This is a genomic window from Maricaulis maris, from assembly GCF_036322705.1.
Taxonomy (GTDB): Bacteria; Pseudomonadota; Alphaproteobacteria; order Caulobacterales; family Maricaulaceae; genus Maricaulis; species Maricaulis maris_B.
Map to the genome: position 1 here is coordinate 2,526,350 of NZ_AP027270.1, position 21,210 is coordinate 2,547,559.

A 21,210-nucleotide genomic window follows, 5' to 3' on the forward strand; every position below is an offset into this window, starting at 1 on the left:
ATACGGCAAATTTCAGGAGGTGATAACCGCAAAAACTGCGCTCTCATCTCTCGTCATTGTGCGCGACCAGATGAGGCGCGACTTCCTCGACGACATCCCAGTGTTCGACGATCCGTCCATCTGCCAGACGAAAGAGGTCGCAGGCGCGATAGGTCACGCCATCCATCTCGAAGCATGAGAAGACGGCCACGTGCTGGCCTTCACCGACGATCTCATCGACCCCGTGATAGGTGAGGCCCGGTCGCGGGCGCCGCCGCGCGAGCAGGACGTCGTAACCCTGGGGACGACAACAGCTGCCCGGCGTGTGGCTGACGAAACGTCCCCGGTCGATGAACGCATCCGTGTGTTCACTGCCCCCGTCGCGCACCACCATCTGGATGAAGGCATTGACCTGGGCCTTGTTCAGCCCCCCCTCCTCGGCCAGCATCCGGTCGGGCTCGCCGGATGTGGACACGGCGCAATAGGGGCCATCCGGTTCAAAACGGGCAGACACCTGACGCTTGACGGCCATGAGACCCGCCTTGTCGCGGCGAACCATACTCATGGTCACCCAGACTTCACCACCCGCTTCAGGCTCGTGAACGACATGCATGAACATGTCGCCGCCATCCTGCAGCACGCGCGCGACATTAAAGCCGAAATTGGGAGGCGGAACCGCCGCACCGGCGGGACGCAAGCTCCGATCTTTCGGCGACTTTGAACGATGGGACAATGACACCCTCCCCTGCAAAACAGGGGTAAAGGCCACAAACATTACAAGCAAGTCACCTTATCGACCGGGCCGCGACTATTGCTGCGAATGCGGGTCATTCCTGATTGGGGCTGACCACACGACCACCCCACTTCGCCTGCATCCATGACGGCGGGCGTTTGGCCCGTCCATTTCCGTCGATACACACAGCCTGAACCGAGGCCGTTGCAACAAGATCAGAGCCCCGAAACAGCCGCTGTTCCATCATCAGCCGGGCGCCCGCCTGGGGTCTGAACTCGGTCTCGATCACCAGAACGTCGTCAACATGCGCGGCGCGGACGAACTCCACGCCCATCCGCCGGACGGCAAAGGCAAGCGGCGGCTCCATGCGCGACAACTCGGAATGATGAATGCCGCAGGCCCGCAGGCTTTCCGTACGGCCGCGCTCGAAGAAGTGCAGATAGCGCGCATGGTAGACGACCCCGGAAAAATCAGTGTCCTCATAGTAGACACGCACCGGCAGACGATGGATGTGATCAGCGCCGAACGCGCCGGCGGCTGGCTGCAAGGCATCGGTCATTTTCCGAACAGACCTCCCGGGGCCGGAGCGCTGGCAGCCTGCGCACCGGTCTGAGGCGGCGTCAGCCCGAGATGCTGCCAGGCCCGCGCCGCCGCCAGACGGCCACGGGGCGTTCTCTGAATGAAGCCCTGCTGGATCAGGAAGGGCTCAACCACATCCTCGAGCGCATCGCGCGCCTCGGCGAGCGCGGCCGCGAGGGTTTCAACGCCGACCGGCCCGCCGCCAAAGCTTTCTGTCAGGGCTTTGAGATAGCGACGATCAAGGCTGTCGAGACCAATCTCATCAACCTCAAGGCGCTTCAAAGCCCGGTCGGCCACCGCGTCATTGATCTCCACTGCGTCCTCGGCCTCGGCAAAGTCGCGCACGCGGCGCAGCAGACGACCCGCCACCCGGGGCGTTCCACGCGCTCGCCGCGCAATCTCTCGGGCGCCGTCCGGGGTCGCCTCGATCCCGAACTTCGCCGCCGCGCGCGTGACAATGAAACCGAGCTCGGCCTCGTCATAGAATTCGAGCCGGACCGGCACCCCGAAGCGGTCACGCAGAGGCGTCGCCAGGAGCCCCGCCCGCGTGGTTGCCCCGACAAGGGTAAAAGGCGGCAATTCGATCCGGACCGTCCGCGCGGACGGCCCTTCCCCGATCACCAGATCAAGGCAGAAGTCCTCCATCGCCGGATAGAGGATCTCCTCGACAGCCGGCGCGAGGCGATGGATTTCATCGATAAAGAGGACGTCGCGGGGTTCGAGATTGGTGAGGATTGCGGCCAGGTCCCCCGCCTTCGCAATCACGGGCCCCGATGTGGCCCGGAAACCGACACCCATTTCACGGGCAACAATCTGCGCCAGTGTCGTCTTGCCAAGACCCGGCGGGCCGGACAGCAGAACGTGATCCAGCGACTCGCCGCGCCGCCGTGCCGCTTCGACAAAGACCTTAAGGTTGGCGATTGCCGCCTTTTGGCCAACAAAGTCCGAGAAGGACAGCGGTCGCAGGGCGCGGTCACGCCCGTCGCCGGGTTGCATGTCCTGGTCAACCAGGCGGCCGCCATCTATCGGATCGAGCGCATCAGTCATGATGGCTTGGGTCTATCGTGATCCGCTCGCCCGCGTCCACGCGGATCGTCGCCATCACGGTGCGAGTTCCTTCAAGGCGAGGCGAATGACATCGCTCAGTGGCGCGTCATTACCGCGCTCACGCAGCACCGAGGCGACCGCCTGGCGTGCCTGTCCCTCATTATAGCCGAGATTGATCAGCGCGGAGACCGCATCCTCGCGGGCGTGACTATCACCGCCGGAGATCGGTGCAGGGGTCGCCGCGCCCTCACTGTCGAGGCCGTGGACCGGCAATCCGATCGAGAAGCTGCGTCCGACCGGCGGCGCCTTGTCTTTCAGCTCGGTTGCGATCCGAGTCGCCAACTTCGGGCCGACACCCTTGGCGCGGGCAAAGGTCGACTTGTCGCCCAGCGCCGCCGCATTGACGATCTCGCTGACCGGCACGGTATCCAGCACCGCAAACGCGGCCTTGGCACCGACACCCTGGATATTCTGGAGATGGACGAACCAGGCCCGATCAATGTCCTCGAGGAAGCCGAATAGCTTGAACGCATCCTCGCGGACATGGGTTTCGATATGCAGCACCACGTCCTGCCCGGGCTCCAGGCGGGACAATGTACGCGCACCTGCACCGACCAGATAGCCGACGCCATTGACATCCAGAACCAGTTCATCGGCCCCGATCGCCTCGACCCGGCCCTTGAGTATACCGATCATGCGGCACTCCCGAGGGTGACGGCCCGGCGATGGTGGGCGTGGCAAATGGCGATTGCAAGCGCGTCGGCGGCGTCAGCGGTTGCTTTGGTGCCGGGCAGAAGGACGCCGACCATGGCGGCGATCTGTGCCTTGTCCGCCGCACCGGTTCCGACCACGGACTTTTTAACGAGGCGTGCCGCATACTCGGCGACCGGCAAGCCGGCTTGAGCCGGCGCCAGCAGCGCCGCGGCACGGGCGTGTCCCAGTTTTAGGGCCGACGAGGCGTTGGCGGCCATGAAGGCCTCCTCGATGGCGGCCTCATCAGGTCGATGCTCGCGAACGAGCGCGCCCACAGCGTCAAAAATATGGATAAGCCGCTGGGAGAGAGGCGCGTTTGTCGGCGGGGTCACAACACCATGCCCGAGCGCACTGATCCGACTGCCCTCGACCCGGATCATGCCCCAGCCCATTCGTCTGAGACCGGGATCAATCCCCAGAATTCGCACGGATAACGCCATTCAACCCTCCCGGTCCGGATCTACATAGCACCAGCTGCGCGGTTGGAACAAGACGAGAACGACATCGGGGACAGCCTATACCAAGCCCACCTGTCAGCCATGAGAATGGATTGCATTGTCACAATATACCATCTGCACATCATTCTCATAGTCATAGCTAATAAGAATTACTCTCAATATCTCCCGCAACCCGCTGATTAAAAAGCGAAAAAAAATAGCCCGAATTGTTTGCCAGTCATCCGACCGCCGCATAAGCTAAACGTAATTCTGGCAGAGCTACATTGTGTAGCGCGCATTCTAAGGGGGAATTTGACACATGGCCAAAAAAGGCAAGCTGAGCCGCCGCTCCTTCCTGACCCGCGTCGCGGGCGGAACGATTGCTGCAGGTGCTGTGGCAACGGTCGCTGGCGCGGCAGTCATTCAGCGGAACTCGGACGCAGACCCGGCCGATAGCGGCGGTCGCGCCCGTACGGGCAACACGGATAGCGATCCGAACGATTACGCGAACCACGGCGTTCGCCGCACCGGTCGCACTGACAGCGACAGCGGCTCCTGCGCCGACCAGGCGGGTTATGGCCGCGGCAACACCGGCTACACCGACAGCGACAGCTCCGGCTGTTCCGACCCCGGTGGTCGTGGTCGCGGACCGAGCCTCTAAGACTTCAGCGACGGCGCCTTCGGGCGCCGTCGTCATATCTCGAGCGTGAGGGACGACAGGTAATTCTTGGGGGATTACCGACACGACTATGAGGTAGTTACATGGCCAAAAAGGGCAAACTCAGCCGGCGCTCCTTTCTGACTCGCGTCGCGGGAACCGCGATTGCGACCGGCGCAGCCGCCACTGTCACGGGCGGCGCTATCGCCCAGAACTATACGGGCCGAACAGATAGCGACACAGGCAGCTATGCAGACCGCAGCGGCTATGGCCGCACGGGCGCAACAGATAGCGATTCAGGCCGCAATTCGGACCGCGCCGGCTATGGCCGGGGCAGCACAGGCGTGACCGACAGCGACACCGGCTCCTATGCAGACCGGGCTGGCAATGGTCGCGGGCGCTCGGGCATCACTGACAGCGACACGGGCACATATTCCGATCCAGCCGGCAATGGCCGCGGACGCCGCACCACGGGTATCACCGACAGCGATACCGGCTCCTATGCCGATGCCGTCGGCAATGGGCGCGGGCGTTCCGGCATTACCGACAGCGATACCGGCGCCTATGCCGACCCGGCCGGCAATGGCCGTGGTCGTCGCTCATGCACAGACAGCGACACCGGTGCCTATGCTGACGCCGTAGGCCGTGGCGATCGCTGCCGCTGACACCAGGCCCGATAGTCGGTCGTCTCGGCCGACATCGCCCCTGCACATGGAGGCCTGAATGGCCCAACGCGGAAAACTCTCCCGTCGTTCTTTTTTGACCCGGGTCGCCGGCGCGGCGGTTGTGACCGGCGCTGCCGGCACAGTCGCCGGGTGCGCGACAACCGGCTACACTGATAGTGATATTGGTCGCTATGCGGACCCGACCGGTGCCGGCCGCGGCGGCAGCGGCGGATATGGCAGTACCGGCGCGACCGACAGTGATACCGGTCGCTATGCCGACCCCGTCGGCAACGGGCGTGGCGGCGGCTATACCGATGCTGATTCCGGTCGCTATGCCGACCCGGTCGGCGGTGGACGCGGCGGCGGCATCACCGATGCTGATACTGGGGCCTACTCTGACCCGGCCGGGCGCGGCCGCGGCAGCTCTGGCATTACGGACAGCGACACCGGATCCTACTCCGACCCTGTCGGGCGCGGCCGCGGTGGTAGCCGCCGAGGCGCAACGGATAGTGACAGTGGCCGCTATGCGGACCCGGTTGGCGGGGGGCGCGGCAGCCGGTCCTGCACCGACAGCGATACCGGCAGCTATGCCGATCCCGTCGGTGGCGGCCGGCGCTGCTGAGCCTCACCCGCCGGCGCGGTTCCAGACTGAACAAACCCCTGCGACCCGTCGTGGGGGTTTTTCATCGACCATGTGCAGTTGAGCACGCTCGGACAGGCGACAAGCCGCCCCTGTCTCGCTAACGTTTCCAGTACACTAGGGGAGAGACACCACATGACTGAACCGCTCTGGCTGACCGATCCATTTCGCGCAATGATCGACCCGATCGACCGCGAGACCTTCTTTCGGGACTACCACGAGAAAAAGCCGCTGATCGTCCATCGCGAGGATCCGTCCCGGTATGCGGGCCTGCTGTCCATCGCCCGGATCGACGACATCGTTTCCAGCATCGACCTGCGTGAGGGATCGCTTGACATGGCTCGCTCGGAGCCGCCGGTTCAGCGCGAGGACTACATGTTCGACACAGGCTATGTCGATCGTGGCGGTGTGGCCAACCAGTATCGCCAGGGCGCGACCATTATCCTTCCCCAACTGCACATGGTGGACGCCACACTTGGCGAGTTCTGTCGCTCCGTGGAGTCGATCCTGAGCTGTCATGTCCAGACCAATATCTACCTCACGCCGCCGGACAATCAGGGTTTCAATACCCACTATGATGACCACGATGTCTTCGTGATGCAGATAGAAGGCGAGAAGCTCTGGCGTTTCTACGCAACCCCGGTCGAGAACCCCTACCGAGGAGAAGGTTTCCGCCCCGAGGCCCACGAAGCCGGAGAGCCGGTCGCTGAATTCGTCCTGAAGGCAGGTGAGTGCATCTATGTCCCGCGCGGCCTCATGCATGATGCCCAGACCCACGGGACCGAGGCCTCGCTCCACATCACCCTGGGCCTGATCGTCAAGACCTGGGCCGATCTCATGCTGGAAGCGGTCTCGGAAGTCGCCTTGCGCACGCCCGCCATGCGCCGCTCACTGCCCACCGGCTTTGCCCAGCCCGACTTTGACCGGGCTGACGCGGCCGCGCAGTTCAAGGCGCTCACTGATACGCTCGCTCAGGAAATGAGCCTCGACGGCGCCATGGACTTCTTTGTCGACAGTTTCATCCGCTCCCGCGTGCCCAACACGCGCGGCACGATCAGCAGTTATCGTGCAGCGTCGAGCCCGGATCAGGCCTTCCGCCTGCGTCCCTTCGTGCCATGGCGCTTTGCTGGCGATGACAAGGAGAACGTCCTCATCACGGCTGGTGGTGAAGTCCGTTTTCCGGCCGAGGCGGAAGCCGGCCTTCATACGCTGCTTGATGGCGGCACCGTGACCGCGGCCAGCTTTGTCGGTCAGGACGAGGCCGCGGCGGTAGAAACCCTCGGCAAGCTGCATGCCTTCGGTCTTGTGGTCCCGGTCTGAGCGACCGACCACACCATCTCAACAACACGCATACCAAAAGAAAGCGGCCCGGTCATACCGGGCCGCTCGCTCTTTTCTGGATACGCTGAAACGGCGGCCTGAGGAACGCTCTAGCCGAGCAGAGCGTCGGCCTGGGCGACGATGGCCTCGGCGGTGATCCCGAAATGGTCATAGAGCACCTCGGCCGGCGCACTGGCGCCAAACCCCGTCATGCCAACAAAGCCACCCTTGCGCCCGATAATCTCGTCCCAACCAAACCGCAGGGCCGCCTCACAGGCGATGATCGGGGTGCCGGTCGGGAACAGGCTTTCAAAATAGGCATCACCCTGCTCGAGCAACAATTCCAGACACGGTGCCGAAACCACCCGAACCGAAAACCCCTTGGCCCGCAGGGTTGCCGCAGCGTCGACCGCCAGACTGACCTCGGAACCGGTCGCGACGAGAACGATATCAGCGGCTCCATCGCTCTCTTGCAGCGTATAAGCGCCACGAGCCGAGCGGTTTTCGCTGCCGTCATCATCGCGCAGGAAAGCCAGTTTCTGACGCGACAGGGCGAGGACCGACGGCCCGTCAATCCTGCGCAGCGCCAGATCCCAGGCTTCAGCCGTTTCCAGCGCGTCGGCCGGACGGAAGACATGCATGTTGGGGATTGCCCGCAAGGAGGCCAGCGTCTCGACCGGCTGGTGGGTCGGACCATCCTCGCCCAGACCGATCGAGTCATGGGTCATCACATAGATGACCGGTTGCTGCATCAACGACGAAAGACGCATCGACGGCCGGCAATAGTCAGCGAAGACGAGGAAGGTCGCAACGTGCGGACGGAAGCCGCCATGCAGCGACATGCCGTTGGCGCAGGCAGCCATGCCGTGCTCACGGACCCCGAAATGCAGATACTGGCCAGCATAGTCACCGGCCTTCACAACGCCGACATTCGGCGTTTTGGTCAGGTTCGAACCCGCGAGGTCGGCCGACCCCCCGGCGAGGCTCGGCCAGTCACCGATGATCGCGGCCAGGGTCTGGCCAGACGCCGCCCGGCTCGCCAGATCCGGCTTGTCGATGGCAACCTGGCGCCGCCAGGCATCCAGCGCAGCGAGCTCTTCCGGTCCCGGCTCGCCGGAAATACGGGCAACAAAGTCGTCGGCCTTGTCTGAACCGGCCAGTCGATCCTGCCAGGCCTGATGGGTATCTGCCGAGCCCGTAGCGCGCCAGGCATCGAGAATGTCTGCAGGCACCTCGAACGGTGCGGCATCCCAACCCAGCGCCGCGCGGGTACCGGCGATCTCCTCAGCCCCAAGCGGGGCCCCATGGCTGCCAGCGGTTCCCGCCTTGGTCGGTGCGCCGAAACCAATGGTCGTCCGGCACGCGATCAACACCGGCTTGTCCGAAGACCGAGCCGCCTGGAGGGCCGCGTCAATCGCGGCGTGATCATGCCCGTCAATTCGCGACACCGCCCAGCCGGCGGCCTCGAAACGCTTGAGAACATCAGTGCTTTCGGAGAGGTGGGTCGGGCCGTCGATCGAGATTTCGTTATCGTCCCAGAGCACGCATAGACGGTTGAGGCCGAGATGGCCGGCCAGCGAGATCGCCTCGTGGGAGATGCCTTCCTGGAGGTCACCGTCGGACGCGATCACCCAGGTGCGGTGATCGACCAGCTCGTCGCCGAAGTGTGCGTTCATCATGCGCTCGGCGAGCGCCATGCCGACGGACATCGAAATTCCCTGGCCAAGCGGACCGGTCGTCGCCTCGACACCCGGCGTATGACCATACTCCGGATGGCCTGCAGTCAGGCTGTCGAGTTGACGGAAATCCTTCAGCTCATCCATCGTCATGCCCTCGAAGCCCGTGAGGTGAAGGATGGAATAGAGCAACATCGAGCCGTGCCCGGCCGACAGCACAAAGCGGTCGCGATCGGCCCAACCGGGGGCCGCCGGATCGAACTTCATATGCTTGGCCCACAAGACCGTCGCCACATCGGCCATGCCCATCGGCATTCCGGGATGGCCGGAATTGGCCTTCTGGACCGCATCCATGGACAGGGCCCGAATGGCGTTTGCCATGCTGGACATCGAAACGGAGTTGGAAGGCGTGGTCATGAGAGCGTCTCCATGGGCCGGGCAGTGGCTAGCCGGGGGTCAGACCGGTCCTTGCGAGCAAGGCTCGTGTCGAGGCGTCATAGCTGGATATATCGCCGTCCAAAATGCCTTTGGTCAGCACCTTGCCCAGCTCCACGCCCCACTGATCGAAGGGATTGATGTCGTAGAGTACGCTTTCAACAAAAACCTTGTGTTCATGCAAGGCGATAAGCGCGCCCAGGCTGGCCGGGTTCAGATCATCGAGGAGCAGGGTTGCCGACGGACGACCACCCGGCATGGATTTGTGGCTGGCGAGTTCGGGCTCGACTGCCGGATCGACCTTGCGTCCATCCAGAAGGGCCGCACCCTGGGCCGCCATGTTCGCGGCCAGCGCCCGCTCGCGCGGATCATCGCTGGCGAAATGCCGGGCAATGCCGATGAAGTCGACCGGGACGACATCACCGCCCTGGTGCAGCCACTGGAAGAATGAGTGCTGGATCTCGGTGCCATTCCCACCCCAGACCAGCGCGCCGCCCGGCGTCTTGCCCGGCCTGCCGTCAACGGTCACTGACTTGCCGAGCGATTCCATTTCCAGTTGCTGGAAATAATCCGCCAGCTTGCCCATCCGGGCCGAATAAGCGGCGACACAGCGGGCGGGATAGCCAAGGCCGATGCGGTTCCAGACATCGATCAGCCCCTTGAGGACCGGCATGTTGCGCTCCAGCGGTGCGGTCGCGAAATGGGTGTCCATCGCCTTGGCACCATCGCGGAAGGCCTGGAAGACATGCGGGCCGAGCCCGATCTCCAGGGCCAGACCGACCGCGCTCCATACCGAGTAGCGCCCGCCAACCCAGTCGGGGAAGTCAAAGACCAGGGTCGGGTCGATGCCGAACGCCTTGGCCTTTTCCGGCGCTGCCGAAGCGGCGGCAAAATGCGCGCCGGCGCGGTCGGCACCAACATGGCCGGCGAGCCAGTCGCGGGCGGCCTCACCCGACATGAGGGTTTCCTGGGTCGAGAAGGATTTTGATGCGATGATGAAGAGGATGGATGCCGGATCCGCGCCCGCAACCGCATGCCTCAGATCACTCGGGTCGAGGCTGGCGACAAAGCGCAGCTCCGGCCCGCCCTCAGCCTGATCGGCCAGCGCATCTGCGACAAGGCGCGGCCCGAGATCCGAGCCGCCGATGCCGATATTCACGACCCGACCGATCCGCACGCCGGATGGGGCATAGGCACCGGAGCGAACCCGCTCGGCGAACTCACGGGTTTCAGCCTGGGTCCGTTTGACGAGAATTGCGGCATCGCTGCCCGCCAGATTGCCGCCCTCGCGATAGGCCATGTGCAGGGCCGGACGGTTTTCGGTAGCGTTCACAATTCCACCCGAAAGAAGCGAATCACGCTTGCTTTCAAGCCCACTTGCGCGCGCGTGCGAAAGCAGGGTTGCCAGCGCCTCGAGGTCAAGACGCTGCTTGGTCGCATCAAATTCAAGCCCGGCCGCGGTCAGGATTAGCGCCTCGTCGCGCCCGTCGCCCGCCTCGGCAAGCTCCCGCAGAGACAGGCCGGACAGGCGCTCGGCATGGGCCTTCAGTTCAATGTCGGACACGGGACCTCCTGTGGATGACGCGTCGTCGAGCAGACTATTGGGAGGGGCACCGCTTCACAAGGCGTTCAGGGCGTGGCGTCAGGATTCACGGGTCGCATCTGCAGCGTCGAGCGCGGCACCGAATAAATGATAAAGCGTACTCGCAGGGATCCGATCAACAGCTCGGTGTCCGATCTCATCAACATGATCAATCCAGCCGCCCGTGCCTGCGGGATCTACATGCCACCTCAACAGCTCTGCAGCAGCGGTTTCCGCCTCACTCAAGTTCGCGGAGCTTCCCTGGCGATAACGGGCCAGCGCGGCCCGAAGCCATTCAGTCTGGACCCAGGTCCGGCTGCCGCCCTGCAAAGCCCTGCCATCCCGCGAAATAGCACTCATCATGAAACCGGTGGCAGGGTTCACACCAAACATCTGAGCATGGTGATACAGGCGCTTGGCAATCTGGTCCGGAACCGGGCCACCAGCTCGCTGATACGAATCGAGGAGCCACACCCACTCCATCTCATGACCCGGTTCGACAACATCCCCGACCGTCGACGGATCAGGACGCCACTGATCATCGAAAAATTCCATCAGACACCCGCTGGCAGAATCGATGAAGCGCGTCACAAGCAAGCCAAGCACCTCGCTCGCCCGATCCAACCACATCCGATCGCCGGTCACGGCGTGCCAAGCCAGCATACACTCGAAAAAATGCATGTGTGGATTTTGCCGGCGCGTCAGTGTTGGGGCCCCGACACTCTCTGCGTACCCGCCATGGACATGTCGCAAATCAGCATCAAGAAACGCCAGAATGGCCTCAGCCTCACGCCGATATCGCGGATCATGCGTCAACCGATACAGCCAAGCCAGAGCCAGGAGGATGAAGGTATGGTCGTATAAGTCGCGGGTCGAATCTTCGACCCCTCCGGAATCAGTCAGGCGATGCACCCAGCCCCCGGATCCGTCCGGGGCTTTTGCGCGCTGTTCCAGAAGTTCATATCCATCGATCGCCAGATCGGCACTGTCACACCAACCCGCAATATGGGCTCGCGCGAAGACATATACCTGTCGAGCCTGTGTACGGACGCGCCGGGAATCGCCGGTGACCGGTCTACCGTCAAGGCTCAATGCCTCAAGAAAACCACCCGACCGACGGTCCCATGCGTGCTCCGCCCAGTAGGGGAGCGCAATATGCCTGCACCAATCGGCGTATCGCTGAACCGAGTTCATAACCGCCGCCCCCAATGGCGCTCGTCAGAGTTGCGCCATATCCTCGTCGGAAATGTCGAAATTGGCGTAAACGTTTTGCACGTCATCGCTATCTTCCAGCATTTCCATCATCTTCATCAAAGATCCGACCTTGTCGCCGGTGACTTCGATGAGGTTCTGCGGCTTCCATATCAGCTTGGCAGAGGAGGGATCCTCGAACGTCTCCGACAGATTGCCGACGACTTCCATGAGATCCTCGCGCGCCGTGTAAATGACGTGCTCACCTTCATTGTCCTCGTCGCCGGGCTCAGACGTGACATCCTCGGCACCGGCTTCAATCGCCGCTTCCATCATGGCGTCTTCATCGGCCTTCGACAGCGGGTAGCGGATTTCTCCGACATTATCGAACATGAAAGCGACAGACCCGGTCTCGCCCAGATTACCGCCATTCTTGGCAAAGGCGGTGCGGACTTCGGCCGCCGCACGATTACGGTTGTCCGTCGAGACTTCAACGATCACACCGATCCCGGCGGGACCGAAACCTTCATAGCGAATGTCTTCATAGGACTCGTCATCGCCCCCCGACGCCTTGTCGATCGCGCGCTGTATATTGTCCTTGGGCATGGACTGGCCCTTGGCATTGGCGATGGCCAGACGCAGGCGCGGATTGGCATCCGGGTCCGGGCCGCCCATCTTGGCAGCGATGGAAATTTCCTTGGACAGGCGCGAGAACAGCTTGGAACGCAGCTTGTCCTGGCGCCCCTTGCGGTGCTGGATATTGGCCCATTTGGAGTGTCCGGCCATGATCGGCTTCCCTATTCCTGCGGATTCGAGGCGACTTCCTTACCCAGAATGGCGCCCCAACGCTACTGCTCGCGCCACATGCAAGCGGTCTCAGAGCAAATCCGTCCGCCCCTCTTCTTTCAGCGCATCGACCAATGCCTTCACATCCTGGGATCGACCGGCGTCGCTTACGAGAACAGCATCGTCCGTCACGACAATCACGACATTCCGGACCCCGACGACCCCAACCCGGGGGCCCGTCGACATGACGTATGAATCGCGGGTCTCAACGAAATGCACATCGCCCCGGGCAACATTGCCATCGGCTGTCTTGTCAGACGCTATTTCCCAAAGCGCCTGCCAGGCGCCGATATCGGACCAGCCAATATCAGCCGGCACGACGACCGCCTTGTCGGTCTTCTCCATGACCGCGTAATCAAACGAGTTCGACGGGCAGTTTGCGAAGCTATCCACGCACAAATTGACTTCATCGCCATTATTGCTGGCGTTTTCCAGAGCCAGGAAAGACGCACTGGCGATCTCCGGGCAATGTCGGTTCATCTCGGAGATGACCGCGCCTGAACCGAAAAGAAAGATGCCGGCATTCCAATAATAGGCCCCGGTATCAATAAACCGCTGGGCAGCTTCACGATCCGGCTTTTCCGTGAAGCGCCTGACCCGGTACCCCTGACCCAGCTTCTCGCCGCGCTCGATATACCCGTAACCGGTCTCGGGCCCGGTAGGCTGCACGCCGAACGTGATGATCGAACCCGCCGTCGCGAGTTCAGCGGCCGCCTCGATCGCCGTGTGGAATCCATCGACATCGCGAATGTGGTGATCGGCCGGCAGCAACAGGACAAAGGCGTCGGGTCCATACTCGCGCGCCACCAAATGAGCCGCGACCGCAGCCACCGCGGCCGTGTTTCGCGCCACGGGTTCGATCACATAATGAGAGGTCGGAACGCTCATCGCTTCGAGCTGAAGCCGCGCCAAAGCATGCTGGCGCTCATTCAGCACGATCATCGGGCGGGCAAAAGAAAAATCCCGCCGCGTGTCACTCACGCGCGCTACAGTCTCCTGAACCATCGTCAGCTCGGAAACCAGTGCATGCAGCTGCTTCGGATGGGCAGTCCGCGAGAGCGGCCACAGACGAGTTCCGGAGCCTCCCGACATGATGACCGGCACTACCTGTCTCACGACATCCCCCTATCCGTCAGAACCGCGCCCACATGAACCATATCGGCGCTGGAACGCAATATCATTGGGCGAAGCATTGGCAAAAGCGACAGAGCGACAAGGCCGCAAGCGCTAATGGTCGGCCAAGGCGTAGGGTTTGTGCGCCGGGGTTGCCGGGGGGAAATCACGCGCCGCGAGGTAAGCCAGCAAGCGCCCGAGAAAATCTGCGCAATCTGTCTGAACAACCCGCAGGTGGGCGTTTCCTTCGAGGCTGCTCGATGTAAAAACGCAGGGCGTCTCGGCGGTCTTTTCAGCATCCATCGAGCGTAAAAACGCTGCCAGGTGCTCATCGAATTCATGGGCCGCGCGCACATCATCAAACCTGATCGTTTGCTTGAACACGTCCCTTCCCCCTTTGCCCTGCGCTGAACACGGCCACCATTTCTAAGCCGGGAAGCACCGCTCCTAGCGTGATGGCCATCACGCGCGCCTCACACTTAAACCTAGCAAGTCCTCTGCCAACACGCTAGCGGCACACCAAAGGCGATCAACCGGTTGCAGCTGCGCACCGACCGTATTGCGCTGCATCGCAGCAAATTTGTCACATTCAGACGGGAAGCGTCTCGGACAGCTGGCCACCAAGGCGGATCGGTTCACAGCGGAGCGCCAGACCGGTGGAATCATCGGTCTCCACGAAGACGCCACACAGTGTCGCCTCACCCGTCGCCGGCTCGAAACGGGCCGACCGCATGCGCGTGGTGAAGCGGCGCAGCGGCTCTTCCTTGTCCATGCCGATCACACTGTCATAGTCACCACACATGCCGGCATCCGTCTGGTAGGCGGTTCCGCCCGGCAAGACGCGGGCATCTGCGGTCGGGACATGTGTGTGCGTACCGACAACCAGGCTGGCGCGGCCGTCACAGAACACACCCATCGCCATTTTCTCGCTCGTCGCCTCACCGTGAAAGTCCACGATGGCCGCATCGGCGACCATGCCAAGGGGTGCGGCGGCGAGTTCGCGTTCAACGGCCGTGAACGGATCGTCCAGGGTCTCCATGAACAGGCTGCCCATGACATTCATGACAAAGACACGGCGTCCGTCGGGAAGGTCATACAGATTGGCTCCCGCACCCGGCGTTGAGCCAACCGGGTAATTGGCGGGCCGGAGAAGACGGGGCTCACGATCAATGAAAGTGAGCGTCTCGCGCTGGTCCCAGGCATGATTGCCCAGGGTCAGCACGTCGGCTCCAAGATCGAAAAGCTGATTGCAGATCCGCTCTGTGACGCCAAATCCGGCGGCTGCGTTCTCGGCATTGATGACGACAAAGTCGAGTTGCAGAGCCTTCCGGACCCGCGGCAGGTGGTCCTCGATCGCGCGGCGGCCGGTCTTGCCGACAATGTCTCCAAAAAAGGCCAGGCGCATGAAAAAGGCTCCGTCAGCGGTCAGGCCGACGGATATGGCGCATCAGACGTGGAAAGTCCAAGTCATCGCTGATGCAGCCTGCTCAGGCCGCTGTCTGCGACCCTGTCACATAGTCGAGGATCGGCGCCAGACAGCGCTCGGCTTCCGCGACCGTCCAGCCCTTGCGCCGGGCATAGTCCTCGACCTGGTCGGGAAGGATGCGACCAACCGCGAAGTAATGGCTGTCCGGATGCGAGAGATAAAGGCCGGAAACGGACGAGGCCGGGGTCATGGCAAAGGAGTCGGTCAGGTCGATCCCGGTCGTCTCTGCCGCGTTGAGAAGGGTAAAGAGGGTTCGCTTTTCCGAATGGTCCGGCTGCGACGGGTAGCCCGCTGCCGGTCGAATGCCGGCATAGGCTTCCGCGATGAGCTCACGATTGCTGAAAGCCTCGTCGGGCGCATAGCCCCAGTATTCGCGACGCACCCGTTCATGAAGCCACTCGGCCGCGGCTTCCGCGAGACGGTCGGACAAGGCCTTGAACAAGATCGAGTTGTAATCGTCCTTCGCCGCCTCGAAACGGGCCATCAAATCCGGATTATCGCCAGCCGTAACGGCGAACCCGCCAATCCAGTCGGCATGCCCGGCCGGGGCCAGGAAGTCGAACTGGCAAACATGGGGGCGGTCATTGTCCTTGGCCGCCTGCTGGCGAAGACCATAAAAGCGGGCGAGCTCTTCGCGGCGGGTGTCATCGGTGTAAAGCACCGCGTCATCCCCGTCACGATTGGCGGGCCAGAAGCCGACCACGGCGCGCGGCTCCAGCAGCGCCTCGTCGACCATCCGCGCAAGCATCGCCTGGGCATCGGCAAACAAGGCCCTGGCCGCCTCGCCGCGCTTGGGGTCCTCGAAGATCGCCGGATAGCTGCCCTTGAGCTCCCAGGTAAAGAAGAAAGGTGTCCAGTCGATATAGTCGACCAGCTCGGACAGGGACGGCTTCAAAACCGTCAGTCCAGGCTTGGCAGGCGCCGGTAGCGAACACGCATTCCAGTCGCAATCCCACGCCTTCTCCCGGGCCCGCTCGAGCGGCAGCCGCGCCTTCGCCGAACGCGCAGCAAGCCGTCGCTCCCGGATCCTGGCGAGATCGTCCTTGACCGATTGGGCATAACTATCGCGCTGGTCAGACAGGAGTTTCGAGACCACCCCGACTGCGCGGCTGGCGTCCAGCACATGGATCACCGGGGCGACGCTGATGGCCGGATCGATCTTGACCGCAGTATGGGCCGGGCTGGTCGTGGCGCCACCGATCATGAGCGGGATGTCGACCTTCAGGCGCTCCATCTCGGACGCCACAAAGACCATCTCGTCCAAAGACGGGGTGATCAGACCGGACAGGCCAATGATATCTGCCCCTTCTTCCCGCGCCGTTTGGAGAATTTTCTCGCACGACACCATCACGCCGAGATCAATGACGTCATAGCCGTTACATTGCAGCACTACGCCGACGATGTTCTTGCCGATGTCGTGGACATCGCCCTTCACCGTCGCCATCACGATCTTGCCGTTGGACTTGCGCTGGTCCCCGGTTCTGGCCTTTTCGGCTTCCATGTAGGGGATCAGGTGGGCGACAGCCTGCTTCATGACCCGCGCCGACTTCACCACTTGGGGCAGGAACATGCGGCCGTCGCCAAACAGGTCGCCGACGACGTTCATGCCGTCCATCAACGGCCCCTCGATGACGTGGAGCGGACGCTCACACGCCTGGCGCGCCTCTTCCGTATCCTCAACGATGAACTCGTTGATCCCGTGCACAAGGGCGTGACGGATCCGGTCATTGACCGGGGCTTCGCGCCATTTCAGATCGCGGACCTTGGCCGGACCGCTCGCCTGCCCACGATACCGCTCGGCGGCCTCCAGCAGACGGTCAGTGCCATCATCGCGCCGGTTGAGGATCACATCTTCGACCAGCTCGCGCAGCTCGGGCTCGATGTCGTCGTAGATGTCGAGCTGACCGGCATTGACGATTCCCATGTCCATGCCGGCCTTGATGGCATGAAACAGGAAGACCGAATGCATCGCCCGCCGCACCGTCTCATTGCCACGGAAGGAGAACGAAATGTTCGAAAGACCACCCGAAACATGACAGCCGGGCAGGTTCTCGCGAATCCGGCGCGTCGCCTCGATGAAATCGACAGCATAGTTATTATGCTCCTCGATCCCGGTCGCCACGGCGAAAATATTGGGGTCAAAGATGATGTCTTCCGGCGGAAAGCCGATCTCGTCGACCAGGATTTTGTAAGCGCGGTCGCAGATCTCGAACTTGCGCGCGGCGGTATCAGCCTGGCCGGTCTCATCGAACGCCATGACCACGACGGCCGCACCATAGGCCAGGCACTTGCCGGCCTGCTCGCGAAACTGCTTCTCGCCTTCCTTGAGGCTGATCGAATTGACGATCGCCTTGCCCTGGGTGTTCTGCAGACCCGCTTCGATGACGTCCCATTTCGAGCTGTCGACCATAACCGGGACGCGGGCCACGTCCGGCTCGCCTGCGATCATGCGCAGGAAGCGGGTCATGGCCTCGACACTGTCGAGCAGGCCCTCATCCATGTTCACATCGATGATCTGGGCACCATTCTCGACCTGCTGACGGGCAACAGACACGGCTTCCGCATAATCACCCTCGGTAATCAGCTTCCGGAAGCGGGCCGAGCCGGTAACATTCGTACGCTCGCCAACATTGACGAAACTGGGGACGGAAACGGTCATGTCAGAATGGCCTCAGGATGCCAGCTCAAAGGGTTCCAGGCCGGACAGGCGCATAGCACGCTTGTGTTTGGCCGGACGACGAGGGGCCGCTGAACCGGCAGCCGCGGCAATGGCCCGGATATGATCCGGCGTGGTGCCGCAGCAGCCACCCAGAATGTTGACCAGGCCGGACTCCGCCCATTCGCCGAGATGGGAGGCGGTCTGGTCCGGCGTTTCGTCATACTCGCCCATATCGTTCGGCAGGCCGGCATTGGGGTAGGCGATGATGCGGGTATCAGCGACACGGGACAGCTCGCTGATATAGGGCCGCATCTCATCGGCACCCAGCGCACAATTCAGCCCGACCGCCCAAGGCCGGGCATGCCGGACCGAGTACCAGAAGGCTTCGGCCGTCTGGCCCGACAGGGTTCGTCCTGATCGATCAGTGATTGTTCCGGAGATAATGATGGGAACAGTGTTGCCGGTCTGGGCGCGCAGATCGAGCAGGGCCTTGATCGCCGCCTTCGCATTGAGGGTATCGAAGATGGTTTCGATCAGAAAGAAATCGACGAAAGCTTCCATCGCCTCCGCCTGTTCGAGATAGGCCGCGCGAACGGTCTCGAAATCGACATCGCGAAAGCCCGGATCGTTCACATCCGGCGAGATGGACAGTGTCTTATTGGTCGGACCGATCGCGCCGGCCACTGCCCGGATACTACCCGTCTCAGACGTGACCTGGTCCGCAGCCTCGCGGGCAAGTCGCGCACCTTCACGGGCGATTTCCGGCGCCAATGCCTGCATCTCGTAATCGGCCTGTGCGATCGAGGTGGCCGAGAATGTGTTGGTTTCAACAATGTCCGCGCCAGCCTCGAAATAGGCCCTGTGTATTGCTTTCACAGCGTCCGGCGCCGAAAGGTTGAGAATGTCATTATTGCCCTTGATCGACACGCCCCAGTCAGAAAACCGCATTGCCCGGTAGCCGTCTTCATCAAGCTTGAGATCCTGGATCTGCGTCCCCATGGCCCCATCAAGAATGAGTACCCGCTCCGCTCCTTTGGCCTCTATAGCCTTGATACGGTTTTCTCGCGTCATGATGCCGCCGCCACCCGTGCTCGATCCCCGGATCTGACACCCAGCAGCTGACAGGTCGAGAGTGCCAGCTCGGCTCGATTGAGCGTATAAAAATGGAACCCGTCCACCCCGCCATTCCGCAGATTACTGCACAGCTTCGCCGCGACATGAGCTGTGACCAATTGGCGGGTGACAGGATCATCGTCGAGTCCGTCATAGGCCTCGTGCAACCATTTCGGCAAGCTGGTGCCACAAAGCCCTGCGATCCGCTTCAGTCCGTTGAAATTAGGTTGCAACATAACACCCGGCACCAAAGGAATATTGACCCCAGCCTCCACCGCCCTATCCCGGAAGCGGAAATAGATATCCGCATCGAAAAAAAACTGGGTAATTGCCCGCGTGGCGCCAGCATCAATTTTGGCCTTGAGCAAATCAATATCAAAATCCGGAGTGGGACTCTCCGGGTGTGTCTCGGGGTAACATCCGACTGAAATCTCGAAATCGCCAATATTCCGAATCCCGGCAGCCAGCTCAGCTGCGTTAGCATATCCGTTTTCCGGCGGCGAATACGCTCCGCCAATGGCATCGGGCGGATCTCCGCGCAACGCCACTATGTGACGCACGCCGGATGCCCAATAGTCACGGATCACCTCATCGACCTCCTCTCGCGTCGCATTGACACAGGTGAGATGGGCGGCAGGCCGGATAGTTGTTTCCTCGACGATCCGATGGACAGTCCGATGGGTCCGATCACGGGTCGACCCGCCAGCCCCGTAGGTCACAGACACGAAGCTAGGTGCGAGCGGCTCCAAACGAGAAATCGATTCCCAAAGCGTGGCTTCCATCGCGTCTGTTTTGGGAGGGAAAAATTCGAACGAGACCGCGAGGTCGCGGCTGGCGTTCGAAATCTCGGCATCGGGTCCCATGATGTCACTCCTTGAAGCCCGTAAAGTTAAGGCAGGCCCTACATGTTCACATAAAGATATCTTTATATAAGATTGATGGCTAGCCCCGCCGTAAGGTTGTTTCAGCACCAGAATTTTAAGCACCCCCGGCAGCTCGCACTTGCATCGCGGCCCCAGTTCTGGTCTATGCCCCGCATATAAAGCGATCTTTATATGAGGATATATGCCGTGAGCCGATCGTCCTACATTTTTACATCTGAGAGCGTTTCCGAGGGCCACCCTGACAAGGTGTGTGACCGTATCTCTGACACTATTGTCGATCTGTTCCTCGGCAAAGACCCAGAAGCTCGCGTTGCGTGCGAGACCCTGACCACCACCAATCAGATCGTCCTGGCCGGTGAAATCCGTTGCGCCGCAGCGGTTGACGACGCCGAAATCGAGGCTGCAACCCGTGAAGCAGTGCGCGACATCGGCTACGAGCAGGCCGGATTCCATTGGAAAAATTCTACCTTCCAAAACTTCCTGCATGAGCAGTCCGCCCACATTGCCCAAGGCGTCGACGCCAGCGGCGACAAGGATGAGGGCGCCGGCGACCAGGGCATCATGTTCGGATACGCCTCGGACGAGACACCCCAACTGATGCCGGCGCCGATCACCTACTCGCACCAGATCCTCAAGCGCATGGCCGAGCTTCGCAAATCAGGCGCGCGCCCCGAGTTTGAGCCGGACGCCAAGTCCCAGGTCACCATGCGCTATGAGAATGGCGTTCCGGCCGGTGTGACCTCTGTTGTGGTTTCGACCCAGCACAAGGAAGGCCTGACCCAGGCTGACATCCGCGAGCTGGTCCGCCCGATCGTCGCGGAGGTCCTGCCGGAAGGCTGGTTCCCGCCCGAGGACGAATTCTACGTCAATCCGACCGGCACGTTTGTGATTGGTGGACCGGACGGCGATGCCGGTCTGACCGGTCGCAAGATCATTGTCGACACCTATGGCGGCGCGGCACCGCATGGCGGCGGCGCCTTCTCAGGCAAGGACCCGACCAAGGTTGATCGCTCGGCCGCCTATGCCTGCCGCTGGCTGGCGAAGAATGTCGTCGCCGCGGAGCTAGCCAAGCGCTGCACCATCCAGGTGTCGTACGCAATTGGCGTCTCCAAGCCGCTCTCGCTCTATGTGGACCTGCACGGCACCGGACGCGTCGACGAAGCCAAGCTCGAAGATGCTCTGATGCAAATGGCAGACCTGTCACCGCGCGGCATTCGAACGAAGCTTCAGCTGAACCGCCCGATCTATGCGCGCACAGCGGCCTATGGCCACTTTGGCCGTACACCAACCGACGATGGCGGCTTTTCATGGGAGCGCACCGATCTCGCCGATCAGCTGCGCGGCCTACTCTAAACACCTCAATCACTTTGGGCCGGCGATGTCGGCCCAAACCCCAACACACCAATACTGCCCA

Annotated in this window: 20 protein-coding genes; 5 read left to right on the plus strand and 15 right to left on the minus strand. The window is 62.1% G+C overall.

Features of this window, described 5'->3' with window-relative positions:
* Positions 1-43: 43 nt before the first annotated feature.
* The 5 genes from AAA969_RS12015 to ruvC all read right to left on the minus strand — a co-directional run bounded on the left by AAA969_RS12015 (position 44) and on the right by ruvC (position 3,531).
* Positions 44-712: a hypothetical protein gene (locus tag AAA969_RS12015; protein WP_338246299.1), complete on the minus strand. Its 669-nt coding sequence runs from the start codon at positions 710-712 to the stop codon at positions 44-46.
* 94 nt (positions 713-806) lie between these two features.
* Positions 807-1,271: a YbgC/FadM family acyl-CoA thioesterase gene (locus AAA969_RS12020; protein WP_338246300.1), complete on the minus strand. Its 465-nt coding sequence runs from the start codon at positions 1,269-1,271 to the stop codon at positions 807-809.
* Positions 1,268-2,338 carry a Holliday junction branch migration DNA helicase RuvB gene (gene ruvB, locus AAA969_RS12025; protein ID WP_338246301.1) on the minus strand — a complete coding sequence of 357 codons (1,071 nt, stop codon included), beginning with the start codon at positions 2,336-2,338 and terminating at the stop codon, positions 1,268-1,270. Before ruvB ends, AAA969_RS12020 begins: the two co-directional genes overlap by 4 nt.
* 54 nt (positions 2,339-2,392) lie before the next feature.
* Positions 2,393-3,034 (minus strand): Holliday junction branch migration protein RuvA, encoded by a 642-nt coding sequence (gene ruvA / locus AAA969_RS12030; RefSeq protein ID WP_338246302.1) that lies wholly within the window; start codon positions 3,032-3,034, stop codon positions 2,393-2,395.
* Complete coding sequence (gene ruvC, locus AAA969_RS12035; RefSeq protein WP_338246303.1) at positions 3,031-3,531, minus strand: crossover junction endodeoxyribonuclease RuvC; 501 nt, start codon at positions 3,529-3,531, stop codon at positions 3,031-3,033. Before ruvC ends, ruvA begins: the two co-directional genes overlap by 4 nt.
* A 316-nt stretch (positions 3,532-3,847) precedes the next feature.
* On the opposite strand from ruvC, the gene AAA969_RS12040 reads away from it, so the two are divergent.
* The 4 genes from AAA969_RS12040 to AAA969_RS12055 all read left to right on the plus strand — a co-directional run bounded on the left by AAA969_RS12040 (position 3,848) and on the right by AAA969_RS12055 (position 6,811).
* A complete protein-coding gene (locus AAA969_RS12040; protein WP_338246304.1) occupies positions 3,848-4,189 on the plus strand; it encodes a hypothetical protein in 342 nt (113 codons plus the stop codon).
* 101 nt (positions 4,190-4,290) lie between these two features.
* The gene (locus AAA969_RS12045; protein WP_338246305.1) at positions 4,291-4,851 is read left to right on the plus strand and encodes a hypothetical protein; all 561 of its coding nucleotides are present in this window, start codon (positions 4,291-4,293) and stop codon (positions 4,849-4,851) included.
* Positions 4,852-4,909: 58 nt separating this feature from the next.
* On the plus strand, positions 4,910-5,473 hold the full coding sequence (locus tag AAA969_RS12050; RefSeq protein WP_338246306.1) for a hypothetical protein: 564 nt from the start codon (positions 4,910-4,912) through the stop codon (positions 5,471-5,473).
* Positions 5,474-5,626: 153 nt separating this feature from the next.
* Positions 5,627-6,811, plus strand: a complete 1,185-nt coding sequence (locus tag AAA969_RS12055) for a cupin domain-containing protein (protein ID WP_338246307.1) — start codon at positions 5,627-5,629, stop codon at positions 6,809-6,811.
* Between the two features lie 110 nt (positions 6,812-6,921).
* Here AAA969_RS12055 and tkt read toward each other — a convergent pair whose 3' ends face one another.
* The 10 genes from tkt to metF form a co-directional block, all read right to left on the minus strand.
* Positions 6,922-8,904, minus strand: coding sequence for a transketolase (gene tkt / locus AAA969_RS12060; RefSeq protein WP_338246308.1), 1,983 nt, complete (start codon positions 8,902-8,904; stop codon positions 6,922-6,924).
* A gap of 28 nt (positions 8,905-8,932) precedes the next feature.
* On the minus strand, positions 8,933-10,486 hold the full coding sequence (gene pgi, locus AAA969_RS12065; protein ID WP_338246309.1) for a glucose-6-phosphate isomerase: 1,554 nt from the start codon (positions 10,484-10,486) through the stop codon (positions 8,933-8,935).
* A gap of 78 nt (positions 10,487-10,564) precedes the next feature.
* A complete protein-coding gene (locus AAA969_RS12070) occupies positions 10,565-11,698 on the minus strand; it encodes an AGE family epimerase/isomerase (protein ID WP_338246310.1) in 1,134 nt (377 codons plus the stop codon).
* 24 nt (positions 11,699-11,722) lie between these two features.
* Positions 11,723-12,481: a YebC/PmpR family DNA-binding transcriptional regulator gene (locus tag AAA969_RS12075; RefSeq protein ID WP_338246311.1), complete on the minus strand. Its 759-nt coding sequence runs from the start codon at positions 12,479-12,481 to the stop codon at positions 11,723-11,725.
* Between the two features lie 90 nt (positions 12,482-12,571).
* Positions 12,572-13,645 (minus strand): mannose-1-phosphate guanylyltransferase/mannose-6-phosphate isomerase, encoded by a 1,074-nt coding sequence (locus tag AAA969_RS12080; RefSeq protein ID WP_338246312.1) that lies wholly within the window; start codon positions 13,643-13,645, stop codon positions 12,572-12,574.
* A gap of 123 nt (positions 13,646-13,768) precedes the next feature.
* Entirely contained in the window at positions 13,769-14,038 is a 270-nt protein-coding gene (locus AAA969_RS12085) for a hypothetical protein (RefSeq protein ID WP_338246313.1), read from the minus strand.
* A gap of 205 nt (positions 14,039-14,243) precedes the next feature.
* On the minus strand, positions 14,244-15,059 hold the full coding sequence (locus AAA969_RS12090) for a TIGR00282 family metallophosphoesterase (RefSeq protein ID WP_338246314.1): 816 nt from the start codon (positions 15,057-15,059) through the stop codon (positions 14,244-14,246).
* Positions 15,060-15,141: 82 nt separating this feature from the next.
* The gene (gene metH / locus AAA969_RS12095) at positions 15,142-17,799 is read right to left on the minus strand and encodes a methionine synthase (RefSeq protein ID WP_338246315.1); all 2,658 of its coding nucleotides are present in this window, start codon (positions 17,797-17,799) and stop codon (positions 15,142-15,144) included.
* 12 nt (positions 17,800-17,811) lie between these two features.
* A complete protein-coding gene (locus AAA969_RS12100) occupies positions 17,812-18,870 on the minus strand; it encodes a homocysteine S-methyltransferase family protein (protein ID WP_338246316.1) in 1,059 nt (352 codons plus the stop codon).
* The gene (metF, locus tag AAA969_RS12105) at positions 18,867-19,775 is read right to left on the minus strand and encodes a methylenetetrahydrofolate reductase [NAD(P)H] (RefSeq protein WP_338246317.1); all 909 of its coding nucleotides are present in this window, start codon (positions 19,773-19,775) and stop codon (positions 18,867-18,869) included. The genes AAA969_RS12100 and metF overlap by 4 nt, the downstream gene beginning before the upstream one ends.
* A gap of 192 nt (positions 19,776-19,967) precedes the next feature.
* Between metF and metK the strand changes: the two genes are divergently transcribed.
* Positions 19,968-21,149, plus strand: a complete 1,182-nt coding sequence (gene metK, locus AAA969_RS12110; RefSeq protein ID WP_338246318.1) for a methionine adenosyltransferase — start codon at positions 19,968-19,970, stop codon at positions 21,147-21,149.
* Positions 21,150-21,210 lie beyond the last annotated feature (61 nt).